This window comes from Streptomyces europaeiscabiei (genome assembly GCF_036346855.1).
In the GTDB taxonomy this organism is placed as follows: Bacteria; Actinomycetota; Actinomycetes; order Streptomycetales; family Streptomycetaceae; genus Streptomyces; species Streptomyces europaeiscabiei.
In genome coordinates this window covers 8,018,824-8,035,600 of the sequence record NZ_CP107841.1, presented here as the reverse complement: position 1 = coordinate 8,035,600, position 16,777 = coordinate 8,018,824, and the positions used below count along the sequence as shown (strand labels likewise).

Here is a 16,777-nt window from a genome sequence, read left to right as displayed (position 1 = left end):
CGTGCCGGGACATGGTGAACACGGCACACGACACGGCACATGTCGCAGCACACGACACGGCACATGTCGCAACGCACGAGACAGCACATGGCACGGCGCACGACACCGCAGGACCGACCCCCGCCGCGAGCCCCTGGTCCGCGGTGGGGGTCTCCGCCTTCGACGAGCTGGTGTACCAGTCGATCCTGCACCAGCCCGACGCCGGCGCGGCCGGCTGGGCGCTGCTGACCGGCGCCGCGCCGGCCCGGGTCCGCGACTCCTGCAACCGGTTGCTCGCGCTGGGTCTGCTGCAACCGCCGGACTCCATGGGCGGGTTACGCGCGGTCGACCCGCGCGTGGCGATCCGCGCGCTGATCCGGCGGCGCGAGACCGAGTCCGAGCTGCTGGCCGCCACCGCCGAGGAGATGGCCACCGCGCACGAGGCCGGGCTGCTGCGCGAGGAGCCGTCGCGGCTGGTCGAGGTCGTCTCCGGCGAGGGCGCCAACGCGGCGCGCCTGGAAGAGCTGTACGCGCACGCCGAGCACGAGGTGTGCGTCTTCGACACACCTCCCTATCTCGCCCCCCGTACCCCACAGTTGGACCTCCAGTCCGATCTGCTCAGCCGCGGCATCGTGTACCGCACGGTCTACGCGGCGACCGCCCTGGAGGATCCGGACGTCCTCTTCCATGCCTGGAAGATGGTCGAACTCGGCGAGCGGGCACGGGTGTTGCCCTCGGTGCCGGTCAAGTTGCTGTTGGTCGACGGACGTCGGGCGATGCTGCCGCTGACCTCGTCCGACGCGGGCGGCTACTGCGCGGCGGTCGTCCGGCACTCGGCGGTGACCGAGGCCCTGCAGCAGCTCTTCGAGCTGGCCTGGCAGCAGGCGACACCGCTCGGCCAGGGCGCCGGTGAGGGCGAACTCTCCGAGGGGGAGCGGACGTTGACGCGGCTGCTGGCGGCGGGGATGAAGGACGAGGCGGTGGCCCGGCATCTGGGAGTGAGTCTCAGGACCCTGCGGCGACGGGTGAGCGAGCTGCAGGACCGGCTGGGCGCGGCGAGCCGGTTCCAGCTGGGGGTGCGGGCCGCGCAGCGGGGCTGGGTGTAGGGGGAGTGCACACGCGAGGGGCCGCACCCCCCGAAGCGGGGAGTGCGGCCCGACTGCCGTACCGGATCGCTTACTTGCGGATCAGGCTGCGCAGCACGTACTGCATGATGCCGCCGTTGCGGTAGTAGTCGGCCTCACCGGGGGTGTCGATGCGGACGACCGCGTCGAACTCGACGCCGCTGTCGGTGGTGACCTTGACCGTGCGCGGGGTGGTGCCGTTGTTCAGCTCCTCGACACCGGTGAAGGAGAAGGTCTCCTCGCCGGTGAGGCCGAGGGACTCGGCGGTGACGCCCTCCGGGTACTGGAGCGGCAGCACGCCCATGCCGATGAGGTTCGAGCGGTGGATGCGCTCGTACGACTCGGCGATGACGGCCTTGACGCCGAGGAGGGCCGTGCCCTTGGCCGCCCAGTCGCGGGACGAGCCGGAGCCGTACTCCTTGCCGGCCAGGATGACCAGCGGGATGCCCTGCTCGATGTAGTTGCGCGAGGCGTCGTAGATGAAGGCGACGGGCGCGCCCTCGACGGTGAAGTCGCGGGTGTAGCCGCCCTCGGTGCCCGGCGCGATCTGGTTGCGCAGGCGGATGTTGGCGAACGTGCCGCGGATCATGACCTCGTGGTTGCCTCGGCGCGAGCCGTAGCTGTTGAAGTCACGACGCTCGACACCGTGCTCCGTGAGGTACTTGCCTCCGGGGGTGTCGGCCTTGATCGCACCGGCCGGGGAGATGTGGTCGGTGGTGACCGAGTCGCCCAGCTTGGCGAGGACGCGGGCGCCGGCGATGTCCGAGACCGGAGTGGTCTCCATCGTCATGCCCTCGAAGTACGGGGGCTTGCGGACGTACGTCGACTGCGGGTCCCACTCGAAGGTGTTGCCCTCGGGGATCGACAGGGCCTGCCACTGGGCGTCGCCCGCGAAGACGTCGGAGTAGGACTTGGAGAACATGTCCTCGCCGATGGCGTTCGCCACGACGTCGTTGACCTCGGCCTCGGAGGGCCAGATGTCGGCCAGGAAGACCGGCTTGCCCTCCTGGTCCACACCGAGCGCGTCGCGCGTGATGTCCACCTTCATGGAGCCCGCGAGGGCGTACGCGACGACCAGCGGCGGGGAGGCCAGGTAGTTCATCTTGACGTCGGGGTTGATCCGGCCCTCGAAGTTCCGGTTGCCGGAGAGGACCGAGGTGACCGCGAGGTCGTGGTCGTTGACGGCCTTGGAGACCTCCTCCGGCAGCGGGCCGGAGTTGCCGATGCAGGTGGTGCAGCCGTAGCCGACGAGGTTGAAGCCGACCTTGTCGAGGTACGGGGTCAGGCCCGCCTTGTCGAAGTAGTCGGTGACGACCTTGGAGCCCGGGGCGAGGGTGGTCTTCACCCACGGCTTGCGGGTCAGGCCCTTCTCCACGGCCTTCTTCGCGACGAGCGCGGCGGCGACCATGACGTACGGGTTCGAGGTGTTGGTGCAGGAGGTGATGGCCGCGACCGTCACCGCACCGTGGTCGATCTCGTAGGTCGAGCCGTCGGCGGCGGTCACGGTGACCGGGTTGGACGGGGCGCCGTTCGGGGCGACGGCCGGGGAGTCGGAGGCCGGGAAGGACTCCTGGCCGGCCTCGTCCACGGAGTCGACGTAGTTGCGGACGTCGACCTTGAACTGCTCGGCGGCGTTCGCGAGGACGATGCGGTCCTGCGGGCGCTTCGGGCCGGCGATGGAGGGGACGACCGTGGAGAGGTCCAGCTCCAGCTTCTCGGAGAAGTCGGGCTCGGCGGCCGGGTCGAGCCAGAGGCCCTGCTCCTTGGCGTACGCCTCGACGAGCGCGAGCTGCTGCTCGCTGCGGCCCGTGAGCTTCAGGTACTTGATGGTCTCGCCGTCGATCGGGAAGATCGCCGCGGTGGAGCCGAACTCCGGCGACATGTTGCCGATGGTGGCGCGGTTGGCGAGCGAGGTGGCGGCCACGCCCTCGCCGTAGAACTCGACGAACTTGCCGACGACACCGTGCTTACGGAGCATCTCGGTGATGGTCAGCACGAGGTCGGTGGCGGTGGTGCCGGGCGTCAGCTCACCGGTGAGCTTGAAGCCGACGACGCGCGGGATGAGCATGGAGACCGGCTGGCCGAGCATCGCGGCCTCGGCCTCGATGCCGCCGACGCCCCAGCCGAGCACACCGAGGCCGTTGACCATGGTGGTGTGCGAGTCGGTGCCGACGAGGGTGTCGGGGTACGCCTGGCCGTTACGGACCATGACGGTCCGCGCGAGGTGCTCGATGTTCACCTGGTGGACGATGCCGGTGCCGGGCGGGACGACCTTGAAGTCGTCGAACGCGGTCTGGCCCCAGCGCAGGAACTGGTAGCGCTCCTTGTTGCGGCCGTACTCCAGCTCGACGTTCTGCGCGAAGGCCTCGTTGGTGCCGAACTTGTCGGCGATGACGGAGTGGTCGATGACCATCTCGGCCGGGGAGAGCGGGTTGACCTTCGCCGGGTCGCCGCCGAGCGCCTTCACGGCCTCACGCATGGTGGCGAGGTCCACCACACAGGGCACACCGGTGAAGTCCTGCATGATCACGCGGGCCGGCGTGAACTGGATCTCCTGGCTGGGCTGGGCCTGCGAGTCCCAGCCGCCGAGGGCACGGATGTGGTCGGCGGTGATGTTCGCGCCGTCCTCCGTGCGGAGCAGGTTCTCCAGCAGGACCTTGAGGCTGTAGGGCAGGCGAGCCGAGCCCTCCACCTTGTCCAGCCGGAAGATCTCGTACGACTCGTCGCCCACCTGCAGCGTGCTGCGGGCGTCGAAGCTGTTCGCCGACACGACAGTCTCCTTCATTCCATGTGCGCGTACCACCGCATCCTGCCGCCAGGCCCTCTTGGCCGATCCGCTAAGGTCAGGCTAAGTTAGGTACCCCTTACCGGGGTGGGCGGCCGCAGTGCGCCTCGGCAGATATCTCGATGTCGAGATAACAGTAGTACATGGGCGCGGGCTGGTCATGCCCGGCCCGATGTGGCGTGCGCCAATCTCCGGGCGATCGCCGGGCGACCGGGCACGGCGCCGGGGCTGTTCTCTCTGCGTTGCACCGATTTATTTGCGTTGCACGGAGGTTCCCGGGCTTCCTAGCATTGTGGCCCTCATGGGCAGGGGGACGAGCCCCGTCCGCGGCCGGACCGGCCCTGTCCGCGGATGGATGAACCCCTCCGCGGCCGTGAGTCAGCGGATCGGAGATCCCCGGGCATGACTTCTCACCTCCACGCGCTCTCCTTCGACGCGAACGACCCCGTCGGTCTCGCGCGCTTCTGGGCCGGCGTCCTGGACTGGGAGACGGTCGACGACCCCTACGACGGCATCGCGCTCGCACCGAACGACGACACCGGGTTCCGGCTCCGTTTCCTGCCGAGCCAGGAGAAGAAGACCGTCGCGAACCAGATGCACTTCGACCTGACCAGCGAGTCCCTCGACGACCAGCGGAGGGTCGTGGCGAGGGTTCTCGAACTAGGCGGCCGGCACATCGACATCGGCCAGCTCCCGGACGAGGAGCATGTCGTTCTCGCCGACCCCGAGGGCAACGAGTTCTGCGTGATCGAGCCGGGCAACAACTTCCTCGCGGACTGCGGATTCATCGGAGCGCTCGCGAGCGACGGCTCGCAGGAGGTCGGGTACTTCTGGAGCCGGGCGCTGGGCTGGCCGCTGGTCTGGGACCAGGACGAGGAGACCGCGATCCGCTCGCCGCACGGCGGTCCGAAGATCACATGGGGCGGCCCGCCACTGGCCCCGAAGGCCGGGAAGTACCGGCTGCACTTCGACCTCGCCCCGCCCTCCGACGGCGATCAGCAGGCAGAGGTCGACCGTCTCCTTTCCCTCGGCGCGACGCGGATCGACATCGGCCAGGGCGAGGTCGACTGGGTGGTGATGGCCGACCCGGACGGCCACGAGTTCTGCGTACTGCCGCCACGCTGACGCGAACAGGCGGGAGCCGGCGGGACGGATCCGGGCGGCACCGAGCAGTCCGGGGCGGGGTGTGCCCCACATGGGCGGCACCTAGCAGTCCGGGCAGGGCGTGACCCACATGGGCGGCACCTAGCAGTCCGGGCAGGGCGTGACCCGCACGGGCGGCAGGTGACCGCGCCGGGCGGGGCTCCCCCGACCCAGGCGAGAGCCTCCCCGATCCGCGGAAGCCTCCGGCGACCCGGGCGGAGCCTCCCGCGATCCAGGCAGGAGCCCGACCACCCCCGTCCACCCGGCCACCCGGCCACCCGGCCACCCGACCACCCCCGGCCACCCGACCACCCCCGGCCACCCCCGGCCACCCCCGGCCACCCGGCCACCCGACCACCCCCGGCCACCCGGCCACCCGGCCACCCGGCCACCCGGCCACCCGGCCACCCGGCCACCCGGCCACCCGGCCGACCTTGCCCCTTGCACCCCGCCGCCGCCACCGTCACCGCCACCGCCACCGCCGGAATCTCCCGGCCCCGGACCGACCCCCAGCCCCGACTCACCGCCAACACCCCTCACCGAACTCGCAGTTGCCCACAAGTGACAGGGATGCGAACGGCCGGGAGGGGTACCCGGTGTGCATCGGGAAGGAGGCACACATGCCGCTCACGTTCCGCAAGAGTTTCCGCATCCTGCCGGGTGTGCGACTGAACATCAACAAGCGTTCCTGGTCCATCACCACCGGTGGCCGCAACGGCCCCCGGCACACCCACAGCAGCACGGGACGCCGTACGACCTCGATGGACCTGCCCGGCCCCTTCGGCTGGCGCCGCACACGCAAGGCCAGGCGCCACTGAGCCTCACCGGCGGCCCGATCACCGCCGACGGCGGCGTCCTCCCGCACGGCTGACGCCCCGTCACCTGAACGGGCCCTCGTCACAACCCCAACGGACCCCCCCAGAGGTGCCATCTCATATCTGAGATAACCTCGACCCCATGGCAGACGACTACCTCGAACGCATCGGCAAGCTCATCCGTGACGCAAGGCAGCACCGCGGCTGGACACAGTCCCAGTTGGCGGAGGCGCTCGGCACGAGTCAGAGCGCGGTCAATCGAATCGAGCGCGGTAATCAAAACATCAGCCTTGAGATGATCGCCCGAATCGGTGAAGCCCTGGACAGTGAGATCGTCTCGCTGGGATACGCGGGTCCGATGCATCTGCGGGTGGTCGGCGGGCGTCGACTGTCCGGCTCGATCGACGTGAAGACCAGCAAGAACGCCTGTGTCGCGCTGCTGTGCGCCACCTTGTTGAACAAGGGGCGCACAGTACTGCGCCGGGTGGCCCGCATCGAGGAGGTGTACCGCCTTCTGGAGGTGCTCGGCTCCATCGGCGTACGCACCCGGTGGATCAACGGCGGTGTCGACCTGGAGATCGTGCCGCCGGCCGAACTGAACCTCGACGCGATCGACGCGGAGGCGGCCCGCCGCACCCGCTCGATCATCATGTTCCTCGGCCCGCTGCTGCACCGCATGGACCACTTCAAGCTGCCGTACGCGGGCGGCTGCGACCTCGGGACACGGACCATCGAACCGCACATGATCGCGCTGCGCCGGTTCGGCCTCGACATCACGGCCACCGAGGGGCTCTACCACGCCGAGGTGGACCGGTCCGTCACCCCCGGCCGGCCGATCGTGCTGACCGAGCGCGGCGACACGGTGACCGAGAACGCACTGCTCGCCGCCGCCCGCCACGACGGCGTCACCGTCATCCGCAACGCCTCCTCCAACTACATGGTCCAGGACCTCTGCTTCTTCCTGGAGGCACTCGGTGTACGGGTGGAGGGCATCGGCACCACCACGCTCACCGTGCACGGCGTGCCGCACCTCGACGTGGACGTCGACTACTCGCCCTCCGAGGACCCGGTCGAGGCGATGAGCCTGCTGGCCGCCGCGGTCGTCACCGAGTCCGAACTGACCGTGCGCCGGGTGCCGATCGAGTTCCTGGAGATCGAGCTGGCGGTCCTGGAGGAGATGGGCCTCGACCACGACCGCTCACCGGAGTACTTCGCCGACAACGGCCGTACGCGCCTGGTGGACCTCACCGTCCACCCCTCGAAGCTCCAGGCACCGATCGACAAGATCCACCCCATGCCGTTCCCCGGCCTCAACATCGACAACGTCCCGTTCTTCGCGGCCATCGCCGCCGCCGCGCAGGGCCAGACCCTCATCCACGACTGGGTCTACGACAACCGCGCGATCTACCTGACCGACCTCAACCGCCTCGGCGGACGCCTCCAGTTGCTGGACCCCCACCGCGTCCTGGTCGAGGGCCCCACCCGCTGGCGCGCCGCCGAGATGATGTGCCCGCCCGCCCTGCGCCCCGCCGTCGTCGTCCTCCTGGCAATGATGGCCGCCGACGGCACGTCCGTCCTCCGCAACGTCTACGTCATCAACCGCGGCTACGAGGACCTCGCGGAGCGCCTGAACACGGTGGGGGCACAGATCGAGATCTTCCGGGACATTTGATGTGCGGATGCCGCCGCACCCCGTCTGACCTGCTGCTTAGCGGGTCAGGGAGGGGTGCGGCGGCATCTCTGGGACTTCTCTGGGACTTTGGGCCCGCGGTGGGCTACGGGCCAAGCTCCACAGGCTCTGCCGACCGGCCGCAGCTACGCGAAGATCGCGTCGATGGCGGCGGTGCCCCGTGCGCCGGCGCGGGGCAGGAAGTGGGAGTACTTCCGCAGCGTGAACCCGGGATCGGAGTGCCCCAGCCAGCGTGCCAGGGAGACGACCGATTCGCCAGCCTCCAGTTCCTCGGAGGCGAAGAAGTGGCGCAGGGCGTGGAAGCCGTGCTCCCGGGACGGCTCCCACACGCGAGCGCCGTCGGCGCTGCCCTCCTCCAGCGGAGCGATCACGCCCGCCGCAGCCAGAGCGGGCTTCCACACGTAGGAGTTGAAGTAGTTCCGGTTGATGGCCTTACGCTCGCGTCCCGTCACCAGGAGGCTGTAGGTCCTCGGCCGCCGGTGTTTGGCTTCCACCGGCGTCTCGGCAGGAGTCGGGTCGTCCCAGGGCAGCGTGACCGGCACCGGCGCGAACTGCTCCGTGTGCTGCCGGATGGCCCGGGCCACGCTGGGCGGCAACGGCACGTCCCTGACCTTGCGCCCCTTGGGAAGCGCGAAACACAGCTTTGTCCGCACCATCTTGACCTGCCGCCGGACGTGGACGACTTCCTTCTCGAAGTCGACGTCATCCGCTGAGAGCCCGAGCGCCTCCCCTTGGCGGAGCCCAAGACCTGCTCCGATCACGAGGAGGAGCCGGTAGCGGTCCGGCATGGCCGCCCGTACCGCGAGCACCCGTTCGGGCGGCCACGCCTCGACCCTGCCGGGGGTGGCGGCCGGTGGGCCGACCGTGCTGGAGCGGCACGGGTTGCGTCCGAGGCGACGGTCCTCGACGGCCGCCTGGAGGACACTGGAGAGCGTCGCCCAGACCAGACGGATCGAGGTCGGGCCGAGGTCCTTCTCCAGCCGCTTCTTCCAGTGGCGCAGGACTTCCGTGCCGATGGCGTTGAGCGTCTGAGCCCCGAGGTGGGGGACGATGTGCCGGCGTACCCTCTGCTCGATCCTCTCGATCGTGGACGGGTCACCGCTCTGGGTGGGCCACCAGTGGGTCGCGATGTAGTCCTTGAGGGAGATGGCCCCATCGCGGGGATCGACGAACTCGCCTCGGCGGGCGTCGGTCTGAGCCTGGGCGAGCCAGGTCTTGGCGTCCTGGAGGGCGTCGAAGGACCGGTCCTTCACGCCGGGGATGCCCTTGACGCGATAGCGGGTGCACTTGCCGTACATGGCGGTGCGGTCGCGCTTGCCGGTTTTCGGGTTCGGGCGCTTCTTCAGCCATCGGTCTTCTATGTAGCCGGCCAGGTGGAACTCCTTGGTGATGGGGATGGAGGCAACGCTCTACGGCGCTTGGGGTTTCAGGCGCCGCGGAAGCGGATCGACCGCTCCTGCAGAGGGGTGTTGAGCGGATTGAGAGCCGGGTTAGAGCGGGAGTCGGCCTGTTCCTGTTCGCGGACCCACGCGTCGAGCCCTTCGAGCCGGTACATGACGCGACCGCGGGGTCCCATACGGAAGCTCGGGGGTCCCTGACGACGGTGGCGCCAGACGTAGAGCGTGTGGGGTGAGAGGCCGAGATAGTCGGCGGCGTCCTTCACGGTCAGGAAGGCGGCGGATACGGCGCCCGAGGAAGCGGTAGCGGCAAGCGAAGATCGTCCAGGCATCGGTGGTTCTCTCGAGGTAGGGAGGAATGAGCCCGGGCGGGCGGAAATCCAATTCCGCCCACCCGTCGCCTTGTCATGCGGCAGGAAGCGAATCGCAGACAATCCGCAACGCGGAACAGCGCTACGGACGGCGCACGGCGGTCGGGGCCGGCTCACTCGACAGGTCAGGAAGGGCGAGGGCAGCTTCGAGCCGGTCCCAGGGGATTTCATCCCGTGTCGGCTTACGAAGGCAGGGCGCGAAGCGTTCGGCGAGGCGAGGAGCTTTCATTCCGGCGCACTCGGCCACCAACATGATGTGCGCCGCGCTCTGGTTACCGTTCTTCAGCCACGCCGCGATGCACGCGTCACGCAGAGCGGAGATATTCCTGCCGAGCGACGAGTCGGCCTCATGCGCTTCCAGAACCGCCGCCCGCGCTTGCTGCCAGATCTTCCGGTAGACCGGGGCGGTCAGCGGTCGCCCGTTGTCGAGAACGAATATCGCGTCATCGGGGCGGAGATCGCGCCGGGTGATCTCCGCCTTCAGGAGCGCCACCAACTCCCGGCAGGCGGGAACACGCCGTTCGGCGCCCGCGCGCTCCGAATCCGTGTCGCGGCGCTCTTGTCCCTGAGGGTGGATCAGGAGCCAACCGCTGCCGTCGTCCGTGAGTTCCAGGTCTCGGACGCGCAGCACCAGGGCTTCCTTCGGCTGCAGCGCCGCGAGAGCGATGGACGCTAGGAAAGCCCGCAGTACGAGACCGTTCTGGGGCTGTTCGGCGGCCCAGTTCAGGATCGAAATGCACTGCCGATCGGTCAGAAGAAGCGGTTGGGCACCAACAACTGCGGCCATGGGAAAGCTCCTTGAGGTGAGGCACGGGTAGGCACAGCAGTCCGGACACCGCATGTGAATCGCACGGCGACCGAACCTCTCCAATAGTCCGGAGAATCGCCGGTTTGGGTAACCGGCGATCCCGTGCTATGTTGCGCCGATCACGCAGACGATCTTCCGTGAGCTGCTCTAGGTTCACTTGCTTCGCCGCGCAATTCCAGTCCCTTCCGGGCTCAATACGTCTGCCGTCAGCGAATCACCACGCTGACCCCGAAATCGCTGACGCCCGCCCACCAAGCACTCGACCTGAACGAGCGAAAGTGCCGGAACAGAGCAGGCGTCTTCTAAGCGCTTGGCCGCAGGTTCGAGTCCTGCCGGGGGCGCCTTTTCTCCGCTCTCCCTCCGGGAGGGCGTTTTTGCTGGTCAGACGCGGTTTGCCAGGACCCGTGGAGTGGTTGCGCGGGTGCGGTCGGCGCCCCTGTCGTAGCCGCTGACAGTCCGGCTGGAGACGGTTTTATCCGGTCCTTGGCGGGTGTTCTTCCCGAAAACTTCCCGAAGTTTCGGTGCGGTCTCTCTGCGGTTGGCACGAGACGACCGCCGCGTCGCGGCCTTCCAGAGGAGGGCAAATCGGCATTCAGGTTGAAGGAGGCTCTTATGTCGGATCATCCTTGGCGCCATGAGTCTCGCCTCCTCCTTCTTAGACGTGCCCGCCACGGGCGACTACGCCTACGACTGGGCCCTGGTCGACGTGGAGACCTCGGGCCTCATGGCCCGGCGGGACCGCGTGCTGTCCGTCGCGGTGATCACGATCGGTCCGGACGGTGAGCAGACCGGTGAGTTCTCGACACTGCTCGATCCGGGGTGCGATCCGGGGCCGGTGCACGTCCACGGGCTGACCGTCGAGCGGCTGCAGGGCGCGCCGACCTTCGACCAGGTCGCCGGGCGGATCGGGGCGATGCTCCAGGACCGGGTTCTGGTCGCCCACAACGCCCAGTTCGACTACGACTTCCTGGCCCACGAGTTCGCCCGTGCGCGAATGTGGCTGCCGGTGTCGCAGCGGCTGTGCACCCTGGCTCTGAATCGCCAGGTGGATCCGCCGACAGACGACATGAAGCTCGGCACCCTCGCCGCCCACTACGGCGTCCCACAGCAGCGTGCACACGATGCGCTGGACGACACCCGGGTGCTCGCCGGCATCCTGCGAGCGTCCCTGCGCGAGGCGGCGCGGCTCGATCTGCCCCTGCCGCTGGTGACCTGCCCGCCCCGGGCGGAATCGCAGTTCACGCCGAAGCCGCCGAAGACGTCCTGCGCCTACCGCAATCCGGGACGGCTGGTTCCCGGCGGGCCGCTCCAGCAGGGCATGAAGGTCGCGATCACCGGGGAGACCGCCCACGCCCGGGCGGAGCTGGTCGGGCGGGCGGTTGCCGCCGGACTGAACATGATGTCCTCCGTCAGCCGGCACACCAGTGTGCTGGTCACGAACGAACCGGCGTCCGATTCGGCAAAGGCCCGACGCGCTCTCGCCGAAGGCGTGCCGGTCATCGACGAGCACACCTTCCTGCGGCTGCTGGCCGACGTGCGGCCGGGGGCAGCGCATGAGGCGACGGCCGTCATGGTTGCCCCGGTCGCTGAGCCGGAAGCAGAACCGGTCGTCGGACCCGTGGAGCCGGTGTCCACCACAAGCTCTGCCACGCCTGTCCCGGAACCAGCGGCCCTTCCCACGGGCACCCCCGGTGTGTCCGTAGCCGCTCCGCGCCAACCGGAGCCCTCGGCCCGCACCTTGGCCAAGCCGCTGGCGGTGCGTCGTGTGCTGGTGCTGGGTGGAGTCCATGCCGATGCCGCGGCGGCCCGTACCCGTGTCGTCGAGCTGGGCGGGTCCGCGGCGGTCAACCTGTCCGCCAGTGTCACCGACGTCGTGCTCCTACCGGGAGGGGAGGGTGACCGGCGTATGGGTCGCATCGCCACTCTTGGGCTTCCCGTACACGACCTCCACTGGCTCATCGCTCCGACCGCTGCGGACCAAGGCGCTTCGGCTCCTCACCGGCCCTGGGAGCCGCACGTGATGCCGAGAGGCGGCGTCATCGATCTCCCCATGCCGCACGGCAGGCCCGCGCCGGAGTGGCATGTCACCGCTGGCTGGGCCCCGCAGACCGACTGCGAGATCGACATCGTCGCCTTCCTCCTCGACGAGGACGAACAGGTCACCTTCGACGAAGACTTCATCTTCTACGGAGCCCCCGAGAGCCCCGCCGGGACGGTACGGCTGCTGACCGGCGGCCCCGCCGAACAGACCATCACCCTCAACCTGGCGTCCCTGCCACCCGCGACGCGCAAGGTCGTCGTCGCTGCGGCCATCGACGGCGCAGCCACCTTCGGAACGGTGGGCGCGATCCAGATCGGCGTCGCGCCCGGCGACAGTGGGGCGCCACTCACCCGCGCCACCCTGGACGCCGCCACCACCGAACGCACCATGCTGCTCGCGGAGATCTACCGCAGGGGCCCGGTCTGGCGCATGCGTGCCATCGGCCAGGGTTACGACCACGGCCTCGAAGCCCTCGCACGCGGCTACGGAGTCGATATCGCCGATTGAACGACAGGGGCCGGAGCGGAGGTCTACGCGTCCCTGGATCAGGCCCGGCGACGCGGCGCGGGCAAGGCACCAGGCTTGGGAACCGGCATGCTTGGGGGCCGCCCAGTGGGCAGCCGTTGGGGTCCTTCGATGCGCTGCTGAAGCTCGGCGAGCTGGCCCGTGATGCAGCGGGCATAGGTGGCGAGCAGGACGGGGACGCTGTTGCCGGCCCACTCGGCGACCTGGGCGGGTGGGATGCCGTTGTTGAGCCAGGTGGTCAGGCAGGTGTGGCGCAGGTCGTAGACACGCTTGCCGACGGGGGACTCGTATTCGTGCTCCGGCAGGACCGCCTTGCGGGCCTTGTTCCAGGCTCGGCGGAAGACCGATCCGGCCAACAGTCCGCCCTTCTCGCCGGGGAAGAGCAGGTCGCCGGGCTGGAGGCCGTCCTGCTTGACCAGGTCGCGGAGGACGGCGACGAGTGCGGGGTGGGCGGGGACGGGGCGGGTGTCGCCCTCGGCGCGGCCCTTGAGGTCGCGTGTCTCGTGGACCCGGCCGTCGTCGGTCCAGTGACTGCCGACCTCGGGCTCGGCGGTGTGGACGAGCAGTTCCCCCCAGCCCTGGGCGGGCAGCGTGGCCGCGCTGACGCGGAGGGCGATGGCTTCCTCCGGCCGCAGACCGGCGTAGTAGAGGGTGACGAAGAAAGCGTGCAGGCGGTGGCCGGTTCGGGGGCGATCGGCGATCCAGGCCAGGAGGCGGGCTACCTGGCCGGGGTTGAGCAGTGATCGCTTGCCGACGGCCTCGGCCGTCTTGGGGGCGGCGCCTTCCTCCTTGCCCTTCGGGAGGGGGTTGGCGATGAGGATCTTCTGGCGGACGGCGTACTTCATCGCCACGTTGAGGATCCGCTGCTCACGCTTGACAGAGCTGGCGGCGGCCGGGCTGCCGTCGAGAAGTGTGTCGAGCGCGTGCATGACGGCGTCGACGCGTTTGGTGTCCTCCCAGGCCGTCATGGGCAGGGAGTTGCGGGCTGTCCACGACAGGATGGTGCGGATCTCGGGCGGCGCCTCGTCGCGTCTCAGCTTGTTGAAGGCGTATTCGCGCAGGGCTCGGCGCACGTCGATCGGGTCGAAGCGGTCCGGGGGTTCGGTGCGGAGCAGGGCGAGGGTGGCCTTGGTGAGGGCCTTGGCGGTGTTCTTGCGGTTGTTCGCCGAGATGCGCGGCCACTTCATGTCGACGTACTGGAGGGCGAATTCGTAGCAGGTGATCTCGGCAGCGGGCGTGGCCTGGGAGACCGGCAGGCCGGTCTCCATGTCGAACGGTTCGCCGTTGTTCGCGGCGACGCGAAGTATCGCGCGGAATGATTCGGCGAGCGCGTTGGTGGCGAAACTCTGGCCGCGACGGTTGCCGTTGACGGACCATCGGACGGTGTAGCTGGTCTTGCGCTTTCCCTTGTAGACCTCGGTGTCGTAGAAGCGGACCTTGTAGGACCGGTTGCTCACGCGTGGTCCTCGCGGTCGGTCAGCCAGTTCTCGTAGTCAGTGCGGCGAATGCGCAGGGCTCCGTTGGGGATGCGTATGCAGCGCGGTCCCCTGCCCTTCTTGCGCCAGTCGTAGAAGGTGGAGCGGGAGATGCGGAGGTCGGCGCAGAACTCGTCGACCGTGAGTTTTTCGGTGGTACGGCGGGACGGGGACGTCAAGCGTTGTTCCTTCGGCAGGGGGCGGGAGCCCTGTGCTTTCGCCGGGTCGGGTGCGAAAGGCAGACGGGATTGCGGAGTCGCCGGCCGATAGCGGTATATGGATCCATGGGCGGGATCAGCCTCGACTGGCACCACAACTCTCCGGAGAATCGCCGGTTTGGCCAACCGGCGATCCGCTGCTATGTTCCCTGCCCTTGCTGCCCCGATTTTCTGTTCTGCCGTCAGAAAATTGCGGAACATAGCACGGGATCCGCCGTTGACGAAATAGCGGTGCTTCCGGTCGGCCTGCCTGGTGGACAGGCCAGCGCGACACGGCCGCCTATGCGTTACGAGTTGCCCTATTCATCCTGTCGCCTTCCTCTACTTTTTTGTCAACCGGCGATCCGGGCTTAAGATTTATGGACCCCTGAACGACACGTTCGCCGTGAGCTGTTTGCTTTCTCGGCGGAATGCTGGACTTGTCCGGGGTGGGTGTGGCTGTCTTGCTCAGGCGCCCGGAGTGCTGATTCCGGTCGCCCGCCCGAGCAACCCCGGTATCCGAAACCGGGACCAGGCAGCCCTCGTGCACCCGCTTGAGGCCCTCGCCTGTGCCCCCAGGCCAGGACGCCACGGCGAACCCTCTCTGCGCCGCCCCGCAGCGGGCCGGCCACTCCCCTCACCGCCCCAGGAGCCACCACTCGATGAGCCACGACGCCCGCACATGGGTGTGGGACCACAGCCGCAGCAAGGGCACCGCCCGCATGGTCCTCACCCTGATCGCCGACAGGTGCCTCGACCTCGGCTGCGTCGCGTACGCCTCGGTCCCCACCCTCATGAAGCGGGCGAATGCGTCCCGTACGGCCGTACGGGACGCTCTCGACAGGCTGATCGCCGACGGCGAGCTTGTGCAGCTCACTGGCCGCAAGGGGCCACGGGGAGAGACGTATTACCACCTCCCGACCGCCGCCCGGTTCCTCGCCGAACAGGCCGAAAGGGACCAGGATCCGACCCTCCCGGGGGACCGGATTCCGACCCTTGAAGGACCGGAATCCGACCCTGCCGCACCCTTCGAAGGGGGACCGGAATCCGACCCCGGGGAACGGATTCCGACCCCCGGGTGGACCGGATTCCGGCCCGTCGGGGGCACGGATTCCGACCCCCAGAACAGTAGAGAACCAAAGGTGAACGGTAAGAGCAGCAGCTCTGCCCCGCTCGTCTCCGCTGCCCAATGGCAGGTCGACGAGGCCACGCAGGTCTGGCTGCAGCAACACGGCCATCTCGACCGGCTCGGCGAAGACGGCCTGCACGCCGCCGATGAGAAGTGGCGCTCGTACCGGGCAACGTGGGAGCCCCGTGTCGCCGCCGCGTGGGCCGGCGACTGGCGCGCCTGGATCGCCCGCGAACGCACCCCCGCCCCCGGACGCACGCACCTGCACGCCGTGCCCGGCGGCACCCCCGCCCCGGCGCCGGGCATGACCCGCGCCGAGGCACACACCGCCGCCCTGCTCGCCGCCCTCGACGAACCAACAGGAACGGAGTAACCCGCCCTTGGAACGACGCGAAGTCGCCGCCGCCCTCGCCTACATCGGCCGCCTCGACCCCCGCACCATCCGGACCGACTCCGGCGAGGCCCGTGACCAGATCGCCCAGTGGCACGAGCTACTCAGCGACGTGCCCCTCGTCACCGCCCACGGCTGGGATGTCCGCGAGGCGATACGAGCCCACATCCTCGACTCTCCGTACCCGATCCTGCCCGTGGACGTCGCTCGCAAATGGCGTGCCTATCGTCGCGACCGCCTGGGACGACACACCGACCCCACCCCGTCCGCCGACCCGGACGACGAGACTGCCTGGCGTGCCGAACTGCTCGCCGCCCGCCACGCGGTCGCCGCCGGCACGGCCGCGCCCTCGACACACCGGCAGATCACTACCGGCGGCCCGCACCCCGACCTCGAAGCCCGCCTGCGCACCATCGGCACGTGCATCCCACCGACCGCCCGCGCCGAGCTCGCCCGCTACCGGCCGACCCGAGCCGCACGCGAGACCGCCGTCGCCGAAGGACGCCCCGACGCCCTCAGCGTGGCATGCCAGTGGTGCCACGCCGCCGAGGGCGAGCCCTGCCGCACCCGACGTGTCAGCCCCGACGGCCGTACCCGGGCCAACGCACCTCGCGCCACGCCTCACCCGACCCGCGTGGACCTCGCTGCTGCGGAAGTCGCCCGGCGTGAGGCTGCGTGACCTTCCTCGGACCCTCGATGGGGACCGGTCCCCGCAACAGACCCCGGCCTCCGATGGCCCGATCCCCACACAGCTCAGCGGGACGGTCCCCGTGACACACCGTCAGGGGGACCGTCCCGCTGACGGTCCATCGGGGACCGTCCCGCGCGGGACGGTGCAAGAGCCGGCGTGGACGGTGACAGCACCGGATCGCTCCGGGAAACCCCTGCTCAGGGCGCTACGAGGCCG

Annotated in this window: 13 protein-coding genes; 7 read left to right on the top strand and 6 right to left on the bottom strand. The window is 69.3% G+C overall.

What is annotated here, in order from left to right:
- The first annotated feature begins 11 nt into the window (after positions 1–11).
- The gene (locus tag OG858_RS35030; RefSeq protein ID WP_328544080.1) at positions 12–1,085 is read left to right on the top strand and encodes a helix-turn-helix transcriptional regulator; all 1,074 of its coding nucleotides are present in this window, start codon (positions 12–14) and stop codon (positions 1,083–1,085) included.
- A 70-nt stretch (positions 1,086–1,155) separates the two neighbouring features.
- Here OG858_RS35030 and acnA read toward each other — a convergent pair whose 3' ends face one another.
- Positions 1,156–3,873, bottom strand: coding sequence for an aconitate hydratase AcnA (gene acnA / locus OG858_RS35025; RefSeq protein WP_086747691.1), 2,718 nt, complete (start codon positions 3,871–3,873; stop codon positions 1,156–1,158).
- Between the two features lie 417 nt (positions 3,874–4,290).
- Between acnA and OG858_RS35020 the strand changes: the two genes are divergently transcribed.
- The 3 genes from OG858_RS35020 (at position 4,291) to OG858_RS35010 (ending at position 7,518) form a co-directional block, all read left to right on the top strand.
- Positions 4,291–5,013, top strand: coding sequence for a VOC family protein (locus OG858_RS35020; protein ID WP_319064412.1), 723 nt, complete (start codon positions 4,291–4,293; stop codon positions 5,011–5,013).
- Between the two features lie 638 nt (positions 5,014–5,651).
- A complete protein-coding gene (locus tag OG858_RS35015; RefSeq protein ID WP_179200808.1) occupies positions 5,652–5,849 on the top strand; it encodes a DUF4236 domain-containing protein in 198 nt (65 codons plus the stop codon).
- 139 nt (positions 5,850–5,988) lie between these two features.
- Entirely contained in the window at positions 5,989–7,518 is a 1,530-nt protein-coding gene (locus OG858_RS35010; protein ID WP_328544081.1) for a helix-turn-helix domain-containing protein, read from the top strand.
- A 143-nt stretch (positions 7,519–7,661) separates the two neighbouring features.
- On the opposite strand, the gene OG858_RS35005 is transcribed toward OG858_RS35010, so the two are convergent.
- The 3 genes from OG858_RS35005 to OG858_RS34995 form a co-directional block, all read right to left on the bottom strand.
- On the bottom strand, positions 7,662–8,882 hold the full coding sequence (locus tag OG858_RS35005; protein ID WP_328545282.1) for a tyrosine-type recombinase/integrase: 1,221 nt from the start codon (positions 8,880–8,882) through the stop codon (positions 7,662–7,664).
- Positions 8,883–8,962: 80 nt separating this feature from the next.
- The gene (locus OG858_RS35000) at positions 8,963–9,265 is read right to left on the bottom strand and encodes a helix-turn-helix transcriptional regulator (protein WP_328544082.1); all 303 of its coding nucleotides are present in this window, start codon (positions 9,263–9,265) and stop codon (positions 8,963–8,965) included.
- Between the two features lie 121 nt (positions 9,266–9,386).
- Positions 9,387–10,091, bottom strand: a complete 705-nt coding sequence (locus tag OG858_RS34995) for a hypothetical protein (protein ID WP_328544083.1) — start codon at positions 10,089–10,091, stop codon at positions 9,387–9,389.
- 655 nt (positions 10,092–10,746) lie between these two features.
- Here OG858_RS34995 and OG858_RS34990 point away from each other — a divergent pair.
- Complete coding sequence (locus OG858_RS34990) at positions 10,747–12,660, top strand: DEDDh family exonuclease (protein WP_328544084.1); 1,914 nt, start codon at positions 10,747–10,749, stop codon at positions 12,658–12,660.
- Between the two features lie 38 nt (positions 12,661–12,698).
- Here OG858_RS34990 and OG858_RS34985 read toward each other — a convergent pair whose 3' ends face one another.
- Both OG858_RS34985 and OG858_RS34980 read right to left on the bottom strand, forming a co-directional pair.
- Entirely contained in the window at positions 12,699–14,135 is a 1,437-nt protein-coding gene (locus OG858_RS34985) for a tyrosine-type recombinase/integrase (RefSeq protein WP_328544085.1), read from the bottom strand.
- Positions 14,132–14,332, bottom strand: coding sequence for a helix-turn-helix transcriptional regulator (locus tag OG858_RS34980; protein ID WP_328544086.1), 201 nt, complete (start codon positions 14,330–14,332; stop codon positions 14,132–14,134). The genes OG858_RS34985 and OG858_RS34980 overlap by 4 nt, the downstream gene beginning before the upstream one ends.
- Before the next feature lie 680 nt (positions 14,333–15,012).
- On the opposite strand from OG858_RS34980, the gene OG858_RS34975 reads away from it, so the two are divergent.
- Both OG858_RS34975 and OG858_RS34970 read left to right on the top strand, forming a co-directional pair.
- A complete protein-coding gene (locus OG858_RS34975) occupies positions 15,013–15,852 on the top strand; it encodes a helix-turn-helix domain-containing protein (protein ID WP_328544087.1) in 840 nt (279 codons plus the stop codon).
- A gap of 7 nt (positions 15,853–15,859) precedes the next feature.
- Positions 15,860–16,549, top strand: a complete 690-nt coding sequence (locus OG858_RS34970; RefSeq protein WP_328544088.1) for a hypothetical protein — start codon at positions 15,860–15,862, stop codon at positions 16,547–16,549.
- The last annotated feature ends 228 nt before the right edge of the window (positions 16,550–16,777 follow it).